Source organism: Burkholderia sp. BCC1999 (assembly GCF_905339975.1).
GTDB lineage: Bacteria > Pseudomonadota > Gammaproteobacteria > Burkholderiales > Burkholderiaceae > Burkholderia.
The window spans coordinates 114,306-129,258 of the sequence record NZ_CAJPHP010000004.1; the positions used below are offsets into that span (position 1 = coordinate 114,306).

Here is a 14,953-nt window from a genome sequence, read left to right on the forward strand (position 1 = left end):
CGGCCGCAGCCGGGAAGGGTTGTCGCTCAGCGGCGCGCGCGCGGCGTGAGCACGCTCGGCAATGCTTTCGGCAGCGAGTGCGGCCAGTCGCGGCTGTAGTGCAGCCCGCGGCTTTCGCGGCGCGAGTGCGCGCTCTTCACGATCAGCGTCGCCACGTCGACGAGGTTGCGCAGTTCCAGCAGGTCGCGCGTCACGCGGAAATTCGCGTAGTACTCGTGGATTTCGTCGCGCAGCAGCGACAGCCGGTGCTTGGCGCGTTCGAGGCGCTTGTCGGTGCGCACGATGCCGACGTAGTTCCACATCAGGCGGCGCAGTTCGTCCCAGTTGTGCGCGACGACGACTTCCTCGTCGGCATCCGACACGCGGCTTTCGTCCCATGCGGGCAGCGTGGACGGCGTTTCGGCGTCGAAGCCGGCTGCCTCGATCGCTTCGGCGGCCGCGCGGCCGATCACGAGACATTCGAGCAGCGAGTTGCTCGCGAGCCGGTTCGCGCCGTGCAGCCCCGTGTACGAGGTTTCGCCGACCGCATACAGGCCCGCGAGATCGGTGCGCCCGGCAAGATCGGTGACGACGCCGCCGCACGTGTAGTGCGCGGCCGGCACGACGGGGATCGGCTCTTTCGCGATGTCGATGCCGAATTCGAGGCAGCGCGCGTGGATGGTCGGGAAGTGTTCGCGCAGGAATGCTTCCGGCTGATGGCTGATGTCGAGATACACGCAGTCGATCCCGCGCTTCTTGATCTCGAAGTCGATCGCGCGTGCGACGATGTCGCGCGGGGCGAGCTCGGCACGCGGATCGTGCGCGGGCATGAAGCGCGTGCCGTCGGGCAGCTTCAGCAGGCCGCCTTCGCCGCGTACGGCTTCCGAAATCAGGAACGACTTTGCATACGGGTGGAACAGGCAGGTCGGGTGGAACTGGATGAATTCCATGTTCGACACGCGGCAGCCCGCGCGCCACGCCATCGCGATGCCGTCGCCGGTCGCGGTGTCGGGGTTCGTCGTGTACAGGTAGACCTTGCCGGCGCCGCCCGTGGCGAGCACCGTATGCGGCGCCTCGATCGTGATCGTGCGGTCGTGGTCGACGTCGAGCGCATACAGGCCGTGACAGCGGCGGCCGGGCAGGCCGAGCCGGTCCGACGTGATCAGGTCGATCGCGTGGTGATTTTCGAAGAACGTGATATTCGGATGCTGGCGTGCACGCTCCGACAGCGTCGCCAGCACCGCGTGGCCGGTCGCGTCGGCCGCGTGGATGATGCGGCGGTGGCTGTGGCCGCCTTCACGCGTCAGGTGAAAGCCGAGTTCGGCCGCGTCGTCCTTCGTGAACGGCACGCCTTGCGAGATCAGCCATTCGATCGCTTCGCGGCCGTGCTCGACGATGTAGCGCGTTGCGCCTTCGTCGCACAGCCCGCCACCGGCGACCAGTGTGTCGTCGACATGGTTCTCGATACTGTCCGCCGAGTCGAGGACCGCCGCGATACCGCCTTGCGCGTTATCGCTTGCCCCCTCCATCATCGAACGTTTCGCGATCAGCGCGACACGTCGCGTGCTGGCCAGGTTGAGTGCGACCGACAGCCCTGCCAGGCCGCTGCCGACGATCGCCACGTCGAATTTCATGCTGCATCTCCATCGTTACGCTTTTGATCTTGTGCGTTCCGGCGGCCAGGGCCGCGGAAAGGGGAGAGCATACCGCGTCGGGCCCGAGCGTGCGCGCAAAACAAAAAGCCCCGCAGGAGCGGGGCTTTTCGGTTGCCGTCAGGCTGGCAGAAACCGGAGATTACTTGATCTTGGTTTCTTTGTATTCCACATGCTTGCGGACGACGGGATCGAACTTCTTGATCGCCATCTTTTCCGGCATGTTGCGCTTGTTCTTCGTGGTCGTGTAGAAGTGACCCGTACCAGCGGTCGACTCAAGCTTGATCTTGTCGCGGGCGCCTTTTGCCATGATTGTGCTCCTTGGGCTTAGGCTTCGCCGCGTGCGCGCAGGTCAGCGAGCACGGAATCGATGCCGTTCTTGTCGATCAGGCGCAGGCCGGCGTTCGAGACGCGCAGGCGCACCCAGCGGTTTTCGCTCTCAACCCAGAACCGGCGGTTTTGCAGGTTCGGCAGGAAGCGACGCTTGGTCTTGTTGTTGGCGTGGGAAACGTTGTTGCCGCTCATCGGCGCTTTCCCAGTTACTTGGCATACGCGTGCCATGAGAGCACTCCTAATACGCTAAATTCGGGGTTCGATCGCCGGTGAAGGTTCCATCGCACCGCCACGTGATCCATGGCTGCACTCAGAACGCCGTAGCCCTTACAGACAAGGCCCTTCGATGGCTAGAACTGGTTGGAAAAAAGACAGACGACGATTCTAGCAGAAAAAGTTCAGAAAAATCAAACCTAATTTCGCTACGTCGTTGCGGCGCCCCGGGGTGGGCTGCCGCGGCACAGTCTACAGCCAACCGGCACGTGCGAACGAAAAAGTGTCATCGACGCCGACGACGACATGGTCGAGCAGCCGCACGTCGACGAGTTCGAGCGCGTCTTTCAGCACGCGGGTCAGGCGACGGTCCTCTGCGCTCGGCTGTACGGCGCCCGACGGATGGTTGTGCGCGACGATCAGCGACGCGGCGTTGTGCACCATCGCGCGTCGCACGATCTCGCGCGGGTAGACGGCCATGCGCGTGAGCGAGCCGCGCGTGATTTCCTCCATGTCGATCAGGCCGTTGCGCGCATCGAGATACACCGTGACGAACACTTCGTGCGAACGCGAGCCGATCCTCAGCCGCAGGCAATCCTCGACGGCCCCGGGCGAATCGATCGGCGTCCGTACCTGCGCCTTCTCGTTCAGCACGCGCCGGGCGATCTCGACGATTGCGGCCAGCCGTGCGGCGCGCGCGGGGCCGATGCCGGGGTGTGCCTCGAAATCGTCGGTGCTCGCTTCGAGCAGCCCGCGTAACGTCTTGAACTGACTGACCAGTGCGCGGGCAGTGACGAATACGTCGTGACCGGGCTTGCCCGTGCCGAGCAGCAGCGCGATCAGTTCGTCGTCGGTCAGCGCGGCCGGCCCGCGCTCCAGCAATCGCTCGCGCGGCCGCTCGGGCCGCCAGTCGCCGGTGCGGCGCTTGCGCGGGCGGATCGGGAGAACGCGGCCCGGCGGATTGGCCGGCGCATCGGTGGTGTCGCAGCATTCGACCGGCGACAGGGCGAGGCAGGGTGACGTCATGCTCGAAACTCCAACGGCGGCAGGGCGGTATGCGCGACGTCGTCGCACTTTCCGCCTTGCGCGCTCAGGTGACTTACAATATTGGCTTTGCGCCGGGCCATTCGGCCGTATCGGGCGCCGACCGAACGAGTAATTCATGAGCCTCATCGATCTATCCGAAGTGAAGCCCGGTTCCCATGTCACGTTGCATTACCGGCTGGCACTGGCCGACGGCGCCGACATCGTCAACACCTTCTCCGACAAGCCGGCCACGCTGCTGCTGGGCGCGGGGCAACTGGCGCCCTCGCTTGAACAGATTCTGCTCGGGCTCAGGGTCGGCGACCATTCGACTTTTCAGCTAGCCCCCGATCAAGGGTTCGGTCCCCGTAATCCCGACATGCTCCAGCGCGTGACGCTGTCGACGCTGCGCGAGAACGGGATGGTCGGCGACGATTTCACGCCGGGCGAGCTGATCGAGTTCAACGCGCCTGACGGCGGCCGGTACGCGGGGGTGCTGAAGGAAGTCAGCGAGACCTCGGCGCTGTTCGACTTCAATCATCCGCTCGCGGGCCAGGCGCTCACGTTCGAAGTGAAAATCATCGGAATCCTGTAATCATGAGCACCACCGATACGCTGTCCGGGCAGACCGTCGCCGCCGACGCCGAAATCCTGCTGGCCCAGCCGCGCGGCTTCTGCGCGGGCGTCGACCGCGCGATCGAGATCGTCGAGCGCGCAATCGCGATGCACGGTGCGCCGATCTACGTCCGTCACGAGATCGTCCACAACAAGTACGTGGTCGAGGATCTGAAGAAGAAAGGCGCGATCTTCGTCGAGGAACTCGAGGAAGTACCGGCCGGCAACACCGTGATCTTCAGTGCACACGGCGTGTCGAAGGCCGTGCGCGACGAGGCCGACGTGCGCGGGCTGCGCATTTACGACGCAACCTGCCCGCTCGTCACGAAGGTGCACGTCGAAGTGGCGAAGATGCGCCAGGACGGCGTCGACATCGTCATGATCGGGCACAAGGGCCACCCTGAAGTCGAAGGCACGATGGGGCAGGTCGAGCGTGGCATGCATCTCGTCGAGAGCGTCGAGGACGTGCAGAAGCTCGAGCTCGCCGATCCCGAGCGCATCGCGCTCGTCACGCAGACGACGCTGTCCGTCGACGACGCCGCGGAGATCATCGGGGCGCTGAAGGCGAAGTATCCGAAAATTCGCGAGCCGAAGAAGCAGGACATCTGCTACGCGACGCAGAACCGCCAGGACGCGGTGAAGTTCATGGCGCCGCAGTGCGATGTCGTGATCGTCGTCGGCAGCCCGAACAGCTCGAATTCGAGCCGCCTGCGTGAAGTGGCCGAGAAGCGCGGTGTGGACGCGTACATGGTCGATGCACCTGATCAGATCGATCCGGCATGGGTCGCCGGCAAGCGCCGCATCGGCGTGACGGCTGGCGCGTCGGCGCCGGAAGTGCTCGCCCAGGCCGTGATCGCGCGGCTGCGCGAACTCGGCGTGCGCAATGTCCGCGCGCTCGACGGCATCGAGGAAAACGTGTCGTTTCCGCTGCCGCGCGGGTTGAACCTGCCGCCCGCCGCCTGATTGCCGCATCGCACCCGCGGAACACCAAAGCGCGCCTCCCGGCGCGCTTTTTTTTGCGTTTCGAAATTGCAATCGCAACCATTATTCGCAGTCGTGGTGCAACCCGGTTGCTCCGCTCGTTCCTAACTGTCTCTCAAAATTGGTTGCAATGCAGGAAAACCCCATCGAATCAGGATTATTGGCGTCCTATAAATGGAGTTACAATGCGCCCGTTTTCAAGCCGGAATGGCTTTGGAATCGGGTTTTGGCAAGGCGCGGGAGACCATTCAATGCATGTGAAGTTGGCTTACGCCGAGTCCGTCGCCGTACCGGTTGCAATGCTTGCCGGATGCAGCAAAAAGAGCGACGACGGGGCGGGCAGGGAGGCTGCGGCGTTCGCGGCACCGCTGGCCAGCGGCGTGCGCGTCGCCGGAGTCGGTCGTGCGGCGCCGTCGGCGTGCCGTATCGCGCAATTGGGCAACGACAAGGAATACGGGGCACGTTTGACGATTGACGAAATCAACGCGCTTGGCGTGACGAACGGTCCGGCAGCGGGCATGCCGGTTGCGTCGCGGCAAGCCGCCGATCGTGGCGCGACGGTGACCGTACGCGCCGATCGACGGATGCCGGCCGGTCGCGGCGCTGCAGGCGACGCGCAGATGTCACCGGCCCCCCTTCATTTCAATTCGATGAAACAGCGTGCCGCCACGACCGGTCGGGTCATGGCGCGCGGTCTGGTTCGTACGACGGATTCCGACGCAGTCCTGACGAATGTCGGGTGCGGCTTGCGCAATGCCCCGGCGGGCGGCGCGGCGCGGAATCCGATCCGTCCGGGTGTGGCGTTTGCGTCGCGCCGGACGGGCCAAGGCACGGATGCCGGGAAACCGGACGAAGGCCGTCTCGGCATGCTGTCCCACGACTTCAAGGAGGCCACGAACACCGTCCTCGATGTCGTGACGATTTAGCGACGGGACTCATGACGGCACCGGGACAGTGCGGTGCCGTTTTTGTATCCGCTCCGGCGGCAGGTCCGGCCGTACAGGCCGGGCGGCGCGCGCCGGGACGATCCACCCTTACCGGTATCGACTAGTACCCGCAGTGTCGCCGAGAAGGCGCGATTCCTCGCTTACCCGCGGGGCGCAACGTCCTCCGGCAGCACGGGCCAAGGAGCTTTAAATGGATATTTTCGTCCAGCAGGTTCTCAACGGGCTGGTGCTCGGCAGTGTCTACGCCATCATCGCGTTGGGCTACACGATGGTGTACGGCATTCTCGGCATCATCAACTTCGCGCACGGCGACGTGCTGATGATCGGCGCGATGGTCGCCCTGTCGGCCATTACCGTGCTGCAGAACCATTTCCCCGGACTCGGCAACGTCGCGACGCTGACGATCGGCCTGGGCATCGCCGCGGTCGTCTGTGCGTTCGTTGGCTTCACGATCGAACGCGTCGCATACCGGCCGCTGCGCCGCGCACCGCGTCTCGCGCCGCTGATCACCGCCATCGGCGTGTCGATCCTGCTGCAGACCGCCGCGATGATCATCTGGTCGCGCAACCCGCTGCCGTTCCCGCAATTGCTGCCGACCGATCCGATCAACGTGATCAAGGCGACCGACACGACGCCCGGCGCCGTGATCTCGGTCACTGAAATCGTGATCATCGCCGTCGCGTTCATCGTGATGGGCGGCCTGCTGCTGCTCGTGCACAAGACCAAGCTCGGCCGTGCAATGCGCGCGATCGCCGAAAGCCCGAACACCGCGAGCCTGATGGGCGTGAACCCGAACTTCGTGATCTCCGCGACGTTCATGATCGGCTCCGCGCTTGCCGCGCTGGCCGGCGTGATGATCGCATCCGAATACGGCAACGTGCACTTCTACATGGGCTTCATCCCCGGCATGAAGGCGTTCACGGCGGCGGTGCTGGGCGGGATCGGCAATCTCGGCGGTGCGATGGTCGGCGGCGTGCTGCTCGGCCTGATCGAGCAGCTCGGGGCCGGCTACATCGGCAACCTCACGGGCGGCGTGTTCGGCAGTAACTACCAGGACGTGTTCGCCTTCATCGTGCTGATCGTCGTGCTGGTGTTCCGTCCGTCGGGCCTGCTGGGCGAACGGGTCGCGGATCGCGCGTAACGGAAGGGAGCAAACAACATGACATCCATTCAACCGATCGAATCCTCGACGTCGCTCGTCGAAGAGCGCAATACCGCCAAGACCGTCGTCATCGGCCTGCTGACCGCCGTCCTCGTGATCGCGGCGCCGATCATCATCGGCTCGGCCGGCGGCAACTACTGGGTCCGGGTGCTCGACTTCGCGATGCTGTACGTGATGCTCGCGCTGGGCCTGAACGTGGTGGTCGGCTTCGCCGGCCTGCTCGACCTGGGCTACATCGCGTTCTACGCGGTGGGCGCGTACACGGCGGCATTGCTCAGCTCGCCGCACCTGAGCTCGCAGTTCGAGTGGATCGCGGCGATCGCGCCGAACGGCCTGCATGTGCCGTTCCTGATCATCGTGCCGATCGCGATGGCGCTGGCGGCGACCTTCGGGATCCTGCTCGGCGCACCGACGCTGCGCCTGCGCGGCGACTATCTGGCGATCGTGACGCTCGGCTTCGGTGAAATCGTCCGGATCTTCATGAACAACCTCGACCGTCCGGTGAACATCACCAACGGCCCGAAGGGGATCACGGGCATCGATCCGGTGCATGTCGGCGGCTTCAACCTGTCGCAGACTCACTCGCTGTTCGGCCTGCAGCTGCCGTCGGTCTACATGTACTACTACCTGTTCGTGCTGTGCTCGCTGCTGGTGATCTGGGTGTGTACGCGCCTGCAGCACTCGCGTATCGGCCGTGCATGGGCAGCCATCCGCGAGGACGAAATCGCCGCGAAGGCGATGGGCATCAACACCCGTAACGTGAAGCTGCTCGCGTTTGCGATGGGCGCATCGTTCGGCGGCCTGTCGGGCGCGATGTTCGGCTCGTTCCAGGGCTTCGTGTCGCCGGAATCGTTCACGTTCTGGGAATCGATCGTGGTGCTGGCGTGCGTGGTGCTGGGCGGCATGGGCCACATCCCGGGCGTGATCCTGGGCGCGGTGCTGCTCGCGATCTTCCCGGAATTCCTGCGCTCGACGATGAGCCCGCTGCAGCATGCGCTGTTCGGTCACGACATCGTCGACACGGAAGTGATTCGTCAGGCGCTGTACGGCCTCGCGATGGTGGTCATCATGCTGTACCGCTCGGAAGGCCTGTGGCCCGCGCCGAAGCATGAGGACAAGATCGCGAAACTGGCGAAGCGCGCCAGCAAGAAGCCGGTGCGCGCGTAACGAACGGACAAGGGGATATCCACATGAGCGACAAGCAAATCCGACTGTCCGTGCAGGGCGTGAACAAACGCTTCGGCGGCCTGCAGGCATTGTCCGACGTCGGCCTGCAGATCAAGGAAGGCGAGATCTACGGCCTGATCGGCCCGAACGGCGCCGGCAAGACGACGTTCTTCAACGTGATCACGGGCCTCTACACGCCGGATTCCGGCGACTTCAAGCTGGACGGCACGAACTACACGCCGACGGCCGTGCACCAGGTGGCCAAGGCCGGCATCGCGCGCACGTTCCAGAACATCCGCCTGTTCGGCGGGATGACGGCGCTCGAGAACGTGATGGTGGGCCGCCACGTGCGGACCAAGCACGGGCTGCTCGGCGCGGTGTTCCAGACGCCGGCCGAACGCCAGGAAGAGCGCGAGATCAAGGAACGCGCGATCGAGCTGCTCGAATACGTGGGCGTGCTGCAGTACGCGGACTACACGTCGCGCAACCTGTCGTACGGGCACCAGCGCCGGCTGGAAATCGCGCGTGCGCTGGCGACCGACCCGAAGCTGCTCGCGCTCGACGAGCCGGCGGCCGGGATGAATGCGACCGAGAAGGTCGAACTCACGCGCCTGCTCGACAAGATCCGCTCGGACGGCCGCACGATTCTCCTGATCGAGCACGACGTGAAGCTCGTGATGGGGCTGTGCAACCGGATGACGGTGCTCGATTACGGCAAGGTGATCGCCGAGGGTCTGCCGCAGGACGTGCAGAAGAATCCGAAGGTGATTGAGGCATATCTCGGCGCAGGGGTGCACTGATGGCAGCGGCAATGTTGAAAATCAAGGGCTTGCAGGTCAACTACGGCGGCATCCAGGCCGTCAAGGGCGTTGACATGGAAGTCCGTCAGGGCGAGCTCGTGACGCTGATCGGCGCGAACGGCGCAGGCAAGACCACGACGATGAAGGCGATCACGGGTCTGAAGCCGTATTCGGCGGGCGACATCGAGTACGACGGCAAGTCGATCAAGGGCGTGCCGTCGCACGAACTGCTCAAGCGCGGCCTCGCGATGGTGCCGGAAGGCCGCGGGATCTTCGCGCGGATGTCGATCATCGAGAACATGCAGATGGGCGCGTACCTGCGCAACGACAACGACCAGATCAAGAAGGACGTCGAGCGGATGTTCGGCTTCTTCCCGCGCCTGAAGGAGCGTGCGACGCAGCTCGCGGGCACGCTGTCGGGCGGCGAGCAGCAGATGCTGGCGATGTCGCGCGCGATCCTGTCGAAGCCGAAGCTGCTGCTGCTCGACGAACCGTCGATGGGGCTGTCGCCGATCATGGTCGAGAAGATCTTCGAAGTGGTGCGCGAGATCTCGAAGGAGGGCATCACGGTGCTGCTCGTCGAGCAGAACGCGCGCCTCGCGCTGCAGGCGGCCGACCGTGGCTACGTGATGGATTCGGGCACGGTCACGATGGAAGGAGACGCGAAGAAGATGCTCGATGATCCGAAGGTGCGCGCCGCGTATCTGGGTGAATGAGCGTATGAACGAGCGAGTCCGGTGACGCGCGGCGGCCTATGCCGCGGGCGTTGCACCAGCGCTTTCGAAAGGCTGTCACGGGATGCCGTGACAGCCTTTTTTTCATGTTGTGCGATTCGTGCCGAACTGTGCGCGTGAACGCGACTCCATTCGACTGTTGCGCCGCGCATGCGGCGCGGGAATGGTGGAACGCAGGCCGTCGGCAGGTGGTTCGATGCCGGTGGCCCACAAACCGACACACTGGCCGCGTAGCATCGACGGCCCATCCGAACACGGAGAGCACGCATGAGTCTGGACTACGGTTTCGTGAAGGCCAAGGTGACATCGGTGGCGACGCTGAAGGGCTCGCCGCATGGCAGCGAGATCCAGTATCACATCCACCTGACGCTGGCGCTGCCGTCGGGCGACTGGGATGTCGCGATCAATGTCGGCACTAGCGATGCGGACGACTTGTTGAACTACAAGCTCGTCTACGATTTCCATCATCCCGTCACCGAGACGCTCGCGGCCGCGGCCGAAGGCTATACAGACCTCACGGGGCAGGCCGCGCTGCCCGCGCTCGACTACCTGCGCAGCGACATCCTGAACGAGACGGGCGCGTGGCGCGCGAGTGCGGTGATGGACGGCACCGAGAATCCGGAGCCGATTCCGTCGCTGCTGCGGCTCGTGAACGCCGCGCAGTCGCAGGGCCTCGACGTCGTCGTGTTCGGCCGCACCTATACGGAAGGCAACGGCATTCACGATACGCACATGAACCAGGGCTCGACAGGCCCGAACTACCTGCATCGCGCGGGCGACGACCATAACGACCACAACGACGTGTGGCAGGACGGCGCGCTGATCGTGCGCGTGAGCCAGTCGCAGTGGGCCGCGTATTTCGCGGCGTTCGAGCAGCAGGCCGTGCCGACCGACGCGCTCGGCAATCCGCTGCCGGGCGCGGGGCCGATCACGCGCTGAGATCGCCGGTTGCCGGCTTTGGCGTCACGCTGCCGGCAGCGTCTTGCCGAACGAGATGCGCTCCTCGACGCGATAACCGAGCGCCGCATAGAAGCGGCACGCGTCGTCGTTGCCGGGCAGCACCTGCAGGTTGATCTTCAGGCAGCCGCGCGCGGCCAGCGCACGTTCCGCGTGCGCGATCAGCGCGCGGCCGACGCCGAGCCGGCGCGCGTCGTTCGCGACGCCAAACGAGTAGAGCCAGCCGCGATGTCCGTCGAAACCCGCCATCAGCGTGCCGACGACGCGCGCGCCGCTGGTCGCGACGAAGAACAGTTCCGGCTGCGTCGCGACCTTCAGCTCGATCGATCGCAGCGGATCGCGATGCGGTGGCGCATCGGTCTCTTCGTATTGCGGGAACGCGTCGCGCCATACCGCAAGCACGGCATCGGTGTCGGCGCGTTCGAACGGGCGGATGGCGACAGCATCGGCGGTGGCATCCATCGCGGCGGTCTCCTTAGAGCGTGTCGAGGATCGACCGCAGCATCGCCATCATCTGGTCGATTTCTTCGGTCGTTACGTTCAGCGCGGGCATGAAGCGCAGCAGGTTCGGCCGCGCGGCGTTCAGCAGCAGGCCGTCCGGCTGCATGTCGCGCGCCTTCTCGACGATCTGCGGGCCGATGTCCTTGCCGAGCAGCAGCGCGCGCAACAGGCCTTCGCCGCGTTCGCCCTCGAAGCCGCGCTCTTCCGACAGCTCGAGCAGCTTGCGCTTCAGATATTCGCCGCGTGCGCGCACACCCTCGAGGAATCCGGGCGCGACGAGCTGCGAGATCACCGAATAGCCGACCGCCGTCATCAGCGGGTTGCCGTTGTAGGTGCCGCCCTGATCGCCCGCCTCGAATACCGCGACGTCGGCCTTCGACAGCAGTGCGCCGAGCGGCGCGCCGCCACCGATGCCCTTCGCGAGCGTCATGACGTCCGGCTCGATACCGGCGAGTTCGTACGCGAACAGCGTGCCCGCGCGGCCGCAACCGCTTTGCACTTCATCGACGATCAGCAGCAGGTTGTGCTGCTTCGTCAGCGCGCGCAGCGCCTGCATGAATTCGCGCGTGGCCGGAATCACGCCGCCTTCGCCCTGGATCGGTTCGAGCATCACGGCGACGGTCTTGTCGGTGATCAGCTTCTCGACCGAGTTGATGTCGTTCAGCTCGGCCTTCGGGAAGCCCGGCACCTGCGGCGCGTAGATCGTGTCCCAGCCCGGCTTGCCGCTGGCCGACATCGTCGCGAGCGTGCGGCCGTGGAAGCTGTGGTCGAACGTGATGATCTCGTACGCGCCGTTCTTGAACTTGCGGCCCCACTTGCGCGCGAGCTTGATCGCGCCTTCGTTCGCCTCGGCGCCGCTGTTCGTGAAGAACACCTTGTCGAACACGCTGTGCTGCGTGAGCAGGCCCGCGAGCTTCGCCATCGGTTCGTTGTAGAACGCCGGCGACGGGTTCAGCAGTTTTTCGGCCTGCGTCTTCAGTGCTTCGACGATACCGTCGTTGCAGTGGCCGAGGCTGTTGACGGCCCAGCCCTGGATGAAGTCCAGATAGCGCTTGCCCGTGTGATCGTAGAGCCACGAACCCTTGCCGTGCGTGAACACGATGTCGGGGCGGTTCGTGATGTACATCAGCGAGTCGATCGGAAAATCGTTCAGGGGCATGGCAGCAGACTCCAGCGGACGTTGAAAGGGAACGGGCAATAAAAAAGCCACGGAAGGCCGTGGCTGGTGGATTCGAACAGCTTGTGCGTAACCGGTGAAGCGGTGTGGAGGTTACGCGCGAGTCCGTGACGAGCCTGCGGCATCCGGGCGGAGCGGCGAGCGGCGACGTCGAAGGGTGGACAGGAAGCAGTTCATTTGCGCAAGCATAAGGCATCCCGCGCCCCACTGTAAACCGCTGCGATGCCACGGATGTGACATCGCAGCGTGCGGCTCGGGACGCGGGCGGCCCCGGCGCTCAGACCGGATGCGCGAGATCGGCGGCGCTCGTGAACGAGTCCGCGTAGAACTCGTCGGCCGGCAGTGCGTGATGCTGCGTGAAGTCGCGCTGCGCGGATTCGACCATCACCGGCGCACCGCATGCGTACACCTGGTGGCCCGACAGATCGGGCAGGTCCTCGATCACCGCGCGATGGACGAAGCCCGTGCGGCCCGTCCATTGATCGCCGGCGTCCGGCTCGGAGAGCACCGGCACGTACTTGAAGTTCGGGATCTCGCGCGCCCACTGCTCGGCGAGTTCGTCGAGGTAGATGTCTTTCTTGCGGCGGGCACCCCAGTAGAGCGTCATCGGGCGCGTGATGCCCGAGTGCTTCACATGCTCGATGATCGCCTTGATCGGCGCGAAGCCCGTGCCCGACGCGAGCAGCACGATCGGCTTGTCGGAATCCTCGCGCAGGAAGAACGTCCCGAGCGGGCCTTCGAAGCGCAGGATGTCACGCTCCTTCATTGCGCCGAACACGTGGTCGGTGAACTTGCCGCCCGGCATGTGGCGGATGTGCAGCTCGATCGGGCCTTCCTCGTGCGGCGCGTTCGCCATCGAGTAGCTGCGGCGCGAACCGTCCTTCAGGATGAACTCGACGTACTGGCCCGCGAGGTACTGCAGGCGCTCGTTGGCGGGCAGTTGCAGCCTCACGACCATCACGTCGTCGGCCTTGCGCTCGAGCGCGGCGATCCGGCACGGCAGCTTCTTGACCTGCACGCCGTCGACGCCGGCGATTTCACGCACGTCGATTTCGAGATCGCACTGGGCCTTCGAGCAGCACAGCAGCGCGAGGCCGCGCGTGCGTTCGTCGTTGGACAGTGCCGACGCGGCGTGCGGGCCCTGTTCGATCTGGCCCGACACGATCTGGCCCTTGCAGGAGCCGCACGCGCCGTTCTTGCAGCCGTACGGCAGATGGACGTTCTGGCGCAGCGCGGCGGCCAGCACGGTTTCGTCCGACTCGACCTGGAATTGCCGGCCGCTTTGCTTGAGAGTGACGTTGAATGCCATAGAACCAAACTAGAACAAAATGTGGGGACCGTGCATGTCGCGCACGGCAGCTACAATGCAAGACCGTTGCGCGTCGCGCAACGGCCGCTACTGATTTCGCAACCAACATGATCGCGACACGAATCCTGCGCCGGCCGCGCGCACTGATCGTCGGCTGCGGCGACGTCGGCATGCGCTGCGTCGCGCAATGGCGTGACGCGCGCCGCAACCTGCGGATCTTCGCGCTGACGAGCCACCCGGCCCGCCGCGACGAACTGCGCGCCGCAGGCGCGACGCCGATCGTCGGCGATCTCGATCGCCGGGCGACGCTCGGCCGCCTCGCGGGCCTTGCCCGCACGATCCTGCATCTCGCACCGCCGCAATCCGACGGCCGTGACGACCGGCGCACGCGTGCGCTGATCGCCGCAACGTCCATGCCCGCACGTCGGCCATCGACCCCGCCGGCACCGGCGGTCGGCCGGCTCCGAACGCTGCGCACCGCTGCACGGCAGGCCGGCGCACCCGTTCGGGGAGCGCGTATTGTACCCGACGGCCTTCGCGCGCCGAGGCTCGTCTACGCGAGCACGACGGGCGTATACGGCGACTGCGGCGGCGCGCGCATCGACGAAACGCACCCGCTGAGCCCCGCCAATCCGCGCGCGTTCCGGCGCGTGTCGGCCGAGCGGCAACTGCGTGCGGCGACGGTGCGCGGCGTGCTGTCCGCGCACATCGTGCGCATTCCCGGCATCTACGCGGCGAACCGTCTGCCGGTCGCGCGGCTCGAGCGCGGCACGCCGGCGCTCGCGCCGGCCGACGACGTGTACACGAACCACATCCACGCGGACGATCTCGCGGCGATCCTGCGCCGCACGGCCGAGCGCGGCAGGCCGGCGCGCGCCGTGCACGCGTCGGACGACAGCGAACTGCGGATGGGGGAGTATTTCGACCGGGTCGCGCAGGTGCTCGGCCTGCCGAGGCCGCCGCGCGTCAGCCGCGCGGACGCCGAGCGCCAGCTCGAACCGACGCTGCTGTCGTTCATGCGCGAGTCGCGACGCCTGTCCAACGCACGGCTCAAGGCCGAATTGTGCGTGACGTTGCGATATCCGACCGTAGACGATTTCCTTCAAACGCTCGCGCCGGGCAGCGCGTCAGGTCAGCGCCGGTAACGCCTCGATCAGCAGGAAGCACAGCAGCGCACCGATCAGCGCGCCAATCAGGTTCGGATGATATTTGTGCTTCGCGTGCATCATGGCCAGCAGGCCGCCGATCACGAGGACACCGATGACCGCAAACGCGATCATCACGGACGACAGTTCGAAAGAATGGTTGATGTTCATGGTATCTCCCCCTGCATCGCTGCTCTTGCAGCTTGTGATTTCAGTATAGCGGGGGAACATGCGGCCGAGACGCGGCCGGGCACCGAA

At 65.4% G+C, this 14,953-nt stretch carries 17 protein-coding genes; 9 read left to right on the forward strand and 8 right to left on the reverse strand.

What is annotated here, in order from left to right; translation table 11 throughout:
- Nucleotides 1-26: 26 nt before the first annotated feature.
- The 4 genes from nadB to radC form a co-directional block, all read right to left on the reverse strand.
- Nucleotides 27-1,613, reverse strand: a complete 1,587-nt coding sequence (nadB, locus tag U5809_RS06975; RefSeq protein WP_176050682.1) for an L-aspartate oxidase — start codon at nt 1,611-1,613, stop codon at nt 27-29.
- 160 nt (nt 1,614-1,773) lie between these two features.
- Entirely contained in the window at nt 1,774-1,941 is a 168-nt protein-coding gene (rpmG, locus tag U5809_RS06980; protein WP_006478046.1) for a 50S ribosomal protein L33, read from the reverse strand.
- A 17-nt stretch (nt 1,942-1,958) separates the two neighbouring features.
- Nucleotides 1,959-2,192: a 50S ribosomal protein L28 gene (rpmB, locus tag U5809_RS06985; RefSeq protein WP_004186391.1), complete on the reverse strand. Its 234-nt coding sequence runs from the start codon at nt 2,190-2,192 to the stop codon at nt 1,959-1,961.
- 237 nt (nt 2,193-2,429) lie between these two features.
- Nucleotides 2,430-3,203, reverse strand: coding sequence for a RadC family protein (gene radC, locus U5809_RS06990; protein ID WP_322085975.1), 774 nt, complete (start codon nt 3,201-3,203; stop codon nt 2,430-2,432).
- A 136-nt stretch (nt 3,204-3,339) separates the two neighbouring features.
- Here radC and U5809_RS06995 point away from each other — a divergent pair, with 136 nt between their 5' ends.
- The 8 genes from U5809_RS06995 (at nt 3,340) to U5809_RS07030 (ending at nt 10,545) form a co-directional block, all read left to right on the forward strand.
- Nucleotides 3,340-3,795: an FKBP-type peptidyl-prolyl cis-trans isomerase gene (locus U5809_RS06995; protein WP_006488950.1), complete on the forward strand. Its 456-nt coding sequence runs from the start codon at nt 3,340-3,342 to the stop codon at nt 3,793-3,795.
- 2 nt (nt 3,796-3,797) lie between these two features.
- Complete coding sequence (gene ispH, locus U5809_RS07000; protein ID WP_011352949.1) at nt 3,798-4,778, forward strand: 4-hydroxy-3-methylbut-2-enyl diphosphate reductase; 981 nt, start codon at nt 3,798-3,800, stop codon at nt 4,776-4,778.
- A 269-nt stretch (nt 4,779-5,047) separates the two neighbouring features.
- Nucleotides 5,048-5,722 (forward strand): amino acid-binding protein, encoded by a 675-nt coding sequence (locus U5809_RS07005; RefSeq protein WP_322085976.1) that lies wholly within the window; start codon nt 5,048-5,050, stop codon nt 5,720-5,722.
- Between the two features lie 211 nt (nt 5,723-5,933).
- Nucleotides 5,934-6,884 carry a branched-chain amino acid ABC transporter permease gene (locus U5809_RS07010; protein ID WP_034208173.1) on the forward strand — a complete coding sequence of 317 codons (951 nt, stop codon included), beginning with the start codon at nt 5,934-5,936 and terminating at the stop codon, nt 6,882-6,884.
- A gap of 18 nt (nt 6,885-6,902) precedes the next feature.
- Complete coding sequence (locus U5809_RS07015) at nt 6,903-8,072, forward strand: ABC transporter permease subunit (protein WP_282505804.1); 1,170 nt, start codon at nt 6,903-6,905, stop codon at nt 8,070-8,072.
- 23 nt (nt 8,073-8,095) lie between these two features.
- A complete protein-coding gene (locus U5809_RS07020) occupies nt 8,096-8,872 on the forward strand; it encodes an ABC transporter ATP-binding protein (RefSeq protein ID WP_059233415.1) in 777 nt (258 codons plus the stop codon).
- On the forward strand, nt 8,872-9,588 hold the full coding sequence (locus U5809_RS07025) for an ABC transporter ATP-binding protein (RefSeq protein ID WP_282505803.1): 717 nt from the start codon (nt 8,872-8,874) through the stop codon (nt 9,586-9,588). Before U5809_RS07020 ends, U5809_RS07025 begins: the two co-directional genes overlap by 1 nt.
- Nucleotides 9,589-9,873: 285 nt before the next feature.
- Entirely contained in the window at nt 9,874-10,545 is a 672-nt protein-coding gene (locus U5809_RS07030; protein WP_322085977.1) for a DUF2278 family protein, read from the forward strand.
- Nucleotides 10,546-10,569: 24 nt separating this feature from the next.
- On the opposite strand, the gene U5809_RS07035 is transcribed toward U5809_RS07030, so the two are convergent.
- The 3 genes from U5809_RS07035 to U5809_RS07045 all read right to left on the reverse strand — a co-directional run bounded on the left by U5809_RS07035 (nt 10,570) and on the right by U5809_RS07045 (nt 13,550).
- A complete protein-coding gene (locus U5809_RS07035; protein WP_322085978.1) occupies nt 10,570-11,025 on the reverse strand; it encodes a GNAT family acetyltransferase in 456 nt (151 codons plus the stop codon).
- Nucleotides 11,026-11,038: 13 nt separating this feature from the next.
- A complete protein-coding gene (locus tag U5809_RS07040) occupies nt 11,039-12,223 on the reverse strand; it encodes an acetylornithine transaminase (RefSeq protein ID WP_176050676.1) in 1,185 nt (394 codons plus the stop codon).
- Nucleotides 12,224-12,518: 295 nt separating this feature from the next.
- Entirely contained in the window at nt 12,519-13,550 is a 1,032-nt protein-coding gene (locus tag U5809_RS07045) for a CDP-6-deoxy-delta-3,4-glucoseen reductase (RefSeq protein ID WP_322085979.1), read from the reverse strand.
- 107 nt (nt 13,551-13,657) lie between these two features.
- Between U5809_RS07045 and U5809_RS07050 the strand changes: the two genes are divergently transcribed.
- Entirely contained in the window at nt 13,658-14,695 is a 1,038-nt protein-coding gene (locus U5809_RS07050) for an NAD-dependent epimerase/dehydratase family protein (protein ID WP_322085980.1), read from the forward strand.
- On the opposite strand, the gene U5809_RS07055 is transcribed toward U5809_RS07050, so the two are convergent.
- On the reverse strand, nt 14,678-14,866 hold the full coding sequence (locus tag U5809_RS07055; RefSeq protein WP_322086113.1) for a hypothetical protein: 189 nt from the start codon (nt 14,864-14,866) through the stop codon (nt 14,678-14,680). The two genes, U5809_RS07050 and U5809_RS07055, sit on opposite strands and share 18 nt — an antisense overlap.
- Between the last annotated feature and the right edge of the window lie 87 nt (nt 14,867-14,953).

What these genes read in the sequence shown, in the direction of transcription:
- nadB (WP_176050682.1), bottom strand. Translation starts at nt 1,613, where the DNA reads ATGAAATTCGACGTGGCGATCGTCGGCAGCGGCCTGGCAGGGCTGTCG.
- rpmG (WP_006478046.1), bottom strand. Translation starts at nt 1,941, where the DNA reads ATGGCAAAAGGCGCCCGCGACAAGATCAAGCTTGAGTCGACCGCTGGT.
- rpmB (WP_004186391.1), bottom strand. Translation starts at nt 2,192, where the DNA reads ATGGCACGCGTATGCCAAGTAACTGGGAAAGCGCCGATGAGCGGCAAC.
- radC (WP_322085975.1), bottom strand. Translation starts at nt 3,203, where the DNA reads ATGACGTCACCCTGCCTCGCCCTGTCGCCGGTCGAATGCTGCGACACC.
- U5809_RS06995 (WP_006488950.1), top strand. Translation starts at nt 3,340, where the DNA reads ATGAGCCTCATCGATCTATCCGAAGTGAAGCCCGGTTCCCATGTCACG.
- ispH (WP_011352949.1), top strand. Translation starts at nt 3,798, where the DNA reads ATGAGCACCACCGATACGCTGTCCGGGCAGACCGTCGCCGCCGACGCC.
- U5809_RS07005 (WP_322085976.1), top strand. Translation starts at nt 5,048, where the DNA reads ATGCATGTGAAGTTGGCTTACGCCGAGTCCGTCGCCGTACCGGTTGCA.
- U5809_RS07010 (WP_034208173.1), top strand. Translation starts at nt 5,934, where the DNA reads ATGGATATTTTCGTCCAGCAGGTTCTCAACGGGCTGGTGCTCGGCAGT.
- U5809_RS07015 (WP_282505804.1), top strand. Translation starts at nt 6,903, where the DNA reads ATGACATCCATTCAACCGATCGAATCCTCGACGTCGCTCGTCGAAGAG.
- U5809_RS07020 (WP_059233415.1), top strand. Translation starts at nt 8,096, where the DNA reads ATGAGCGACAAGCAAATCCGACTGTCCGTGCAGGGCGTGAACAAACGC.
- U5809_RS07025 (WP_282505803.1), top strand. Translation starts at nt 8,872, where the DNA reads ATGGCAGCGGCAATGTTGAAAATCAAGGGCTTGCAGGTCAACTACGGC.
- U5809_RS07030 (WP_322085977.1), top strand. Translation starts at nt 9,874, where the DNA reads ATGAGTCTGGACTACGGTTTCGTGAAGGCCAAGGTGACATCGGTGGCG.
- U5809_RS07035 (WP_322085978.1), bottom strand. Translation starts at nt 11,025, where the DNA reads ATGGATGCCACCGCCGATGCTGTCGCCATCCGCCCGTTCGAACGCGCC.
- U5809_RS07040 (WP_176050676.1), bottom strand. Translation starts at nt 12,223, where the DNA reads ATGCCCCTGAACGATTTTCCGATCGACTCGCTGATGTACATCACGAAC.
- U5809_RS07045 (WP_322085979.1), bottom strand. Translation starts at nt 13,550, where the DNA reads ATGGCATTCAACGTCACTCTCAAGCAAAGCGGCCGGCAATTCCAGGTC.
- U5809_RS07050 (WP_322085980.1), top strand. Translation starts at nt 13,658, where the DNA reads ATGATCGCGACACGAATCCTGCGCCGGCCGCGCGCACTGATCGTCGGC.
- U5809_RS07055 (WP_322086113.1), bottom strand. Translation starts at nt 14,866, where the DNA reads ATGAACATCAACCATTCTTTCGAACTGTCGTCCGTGATGATCGCGTTT.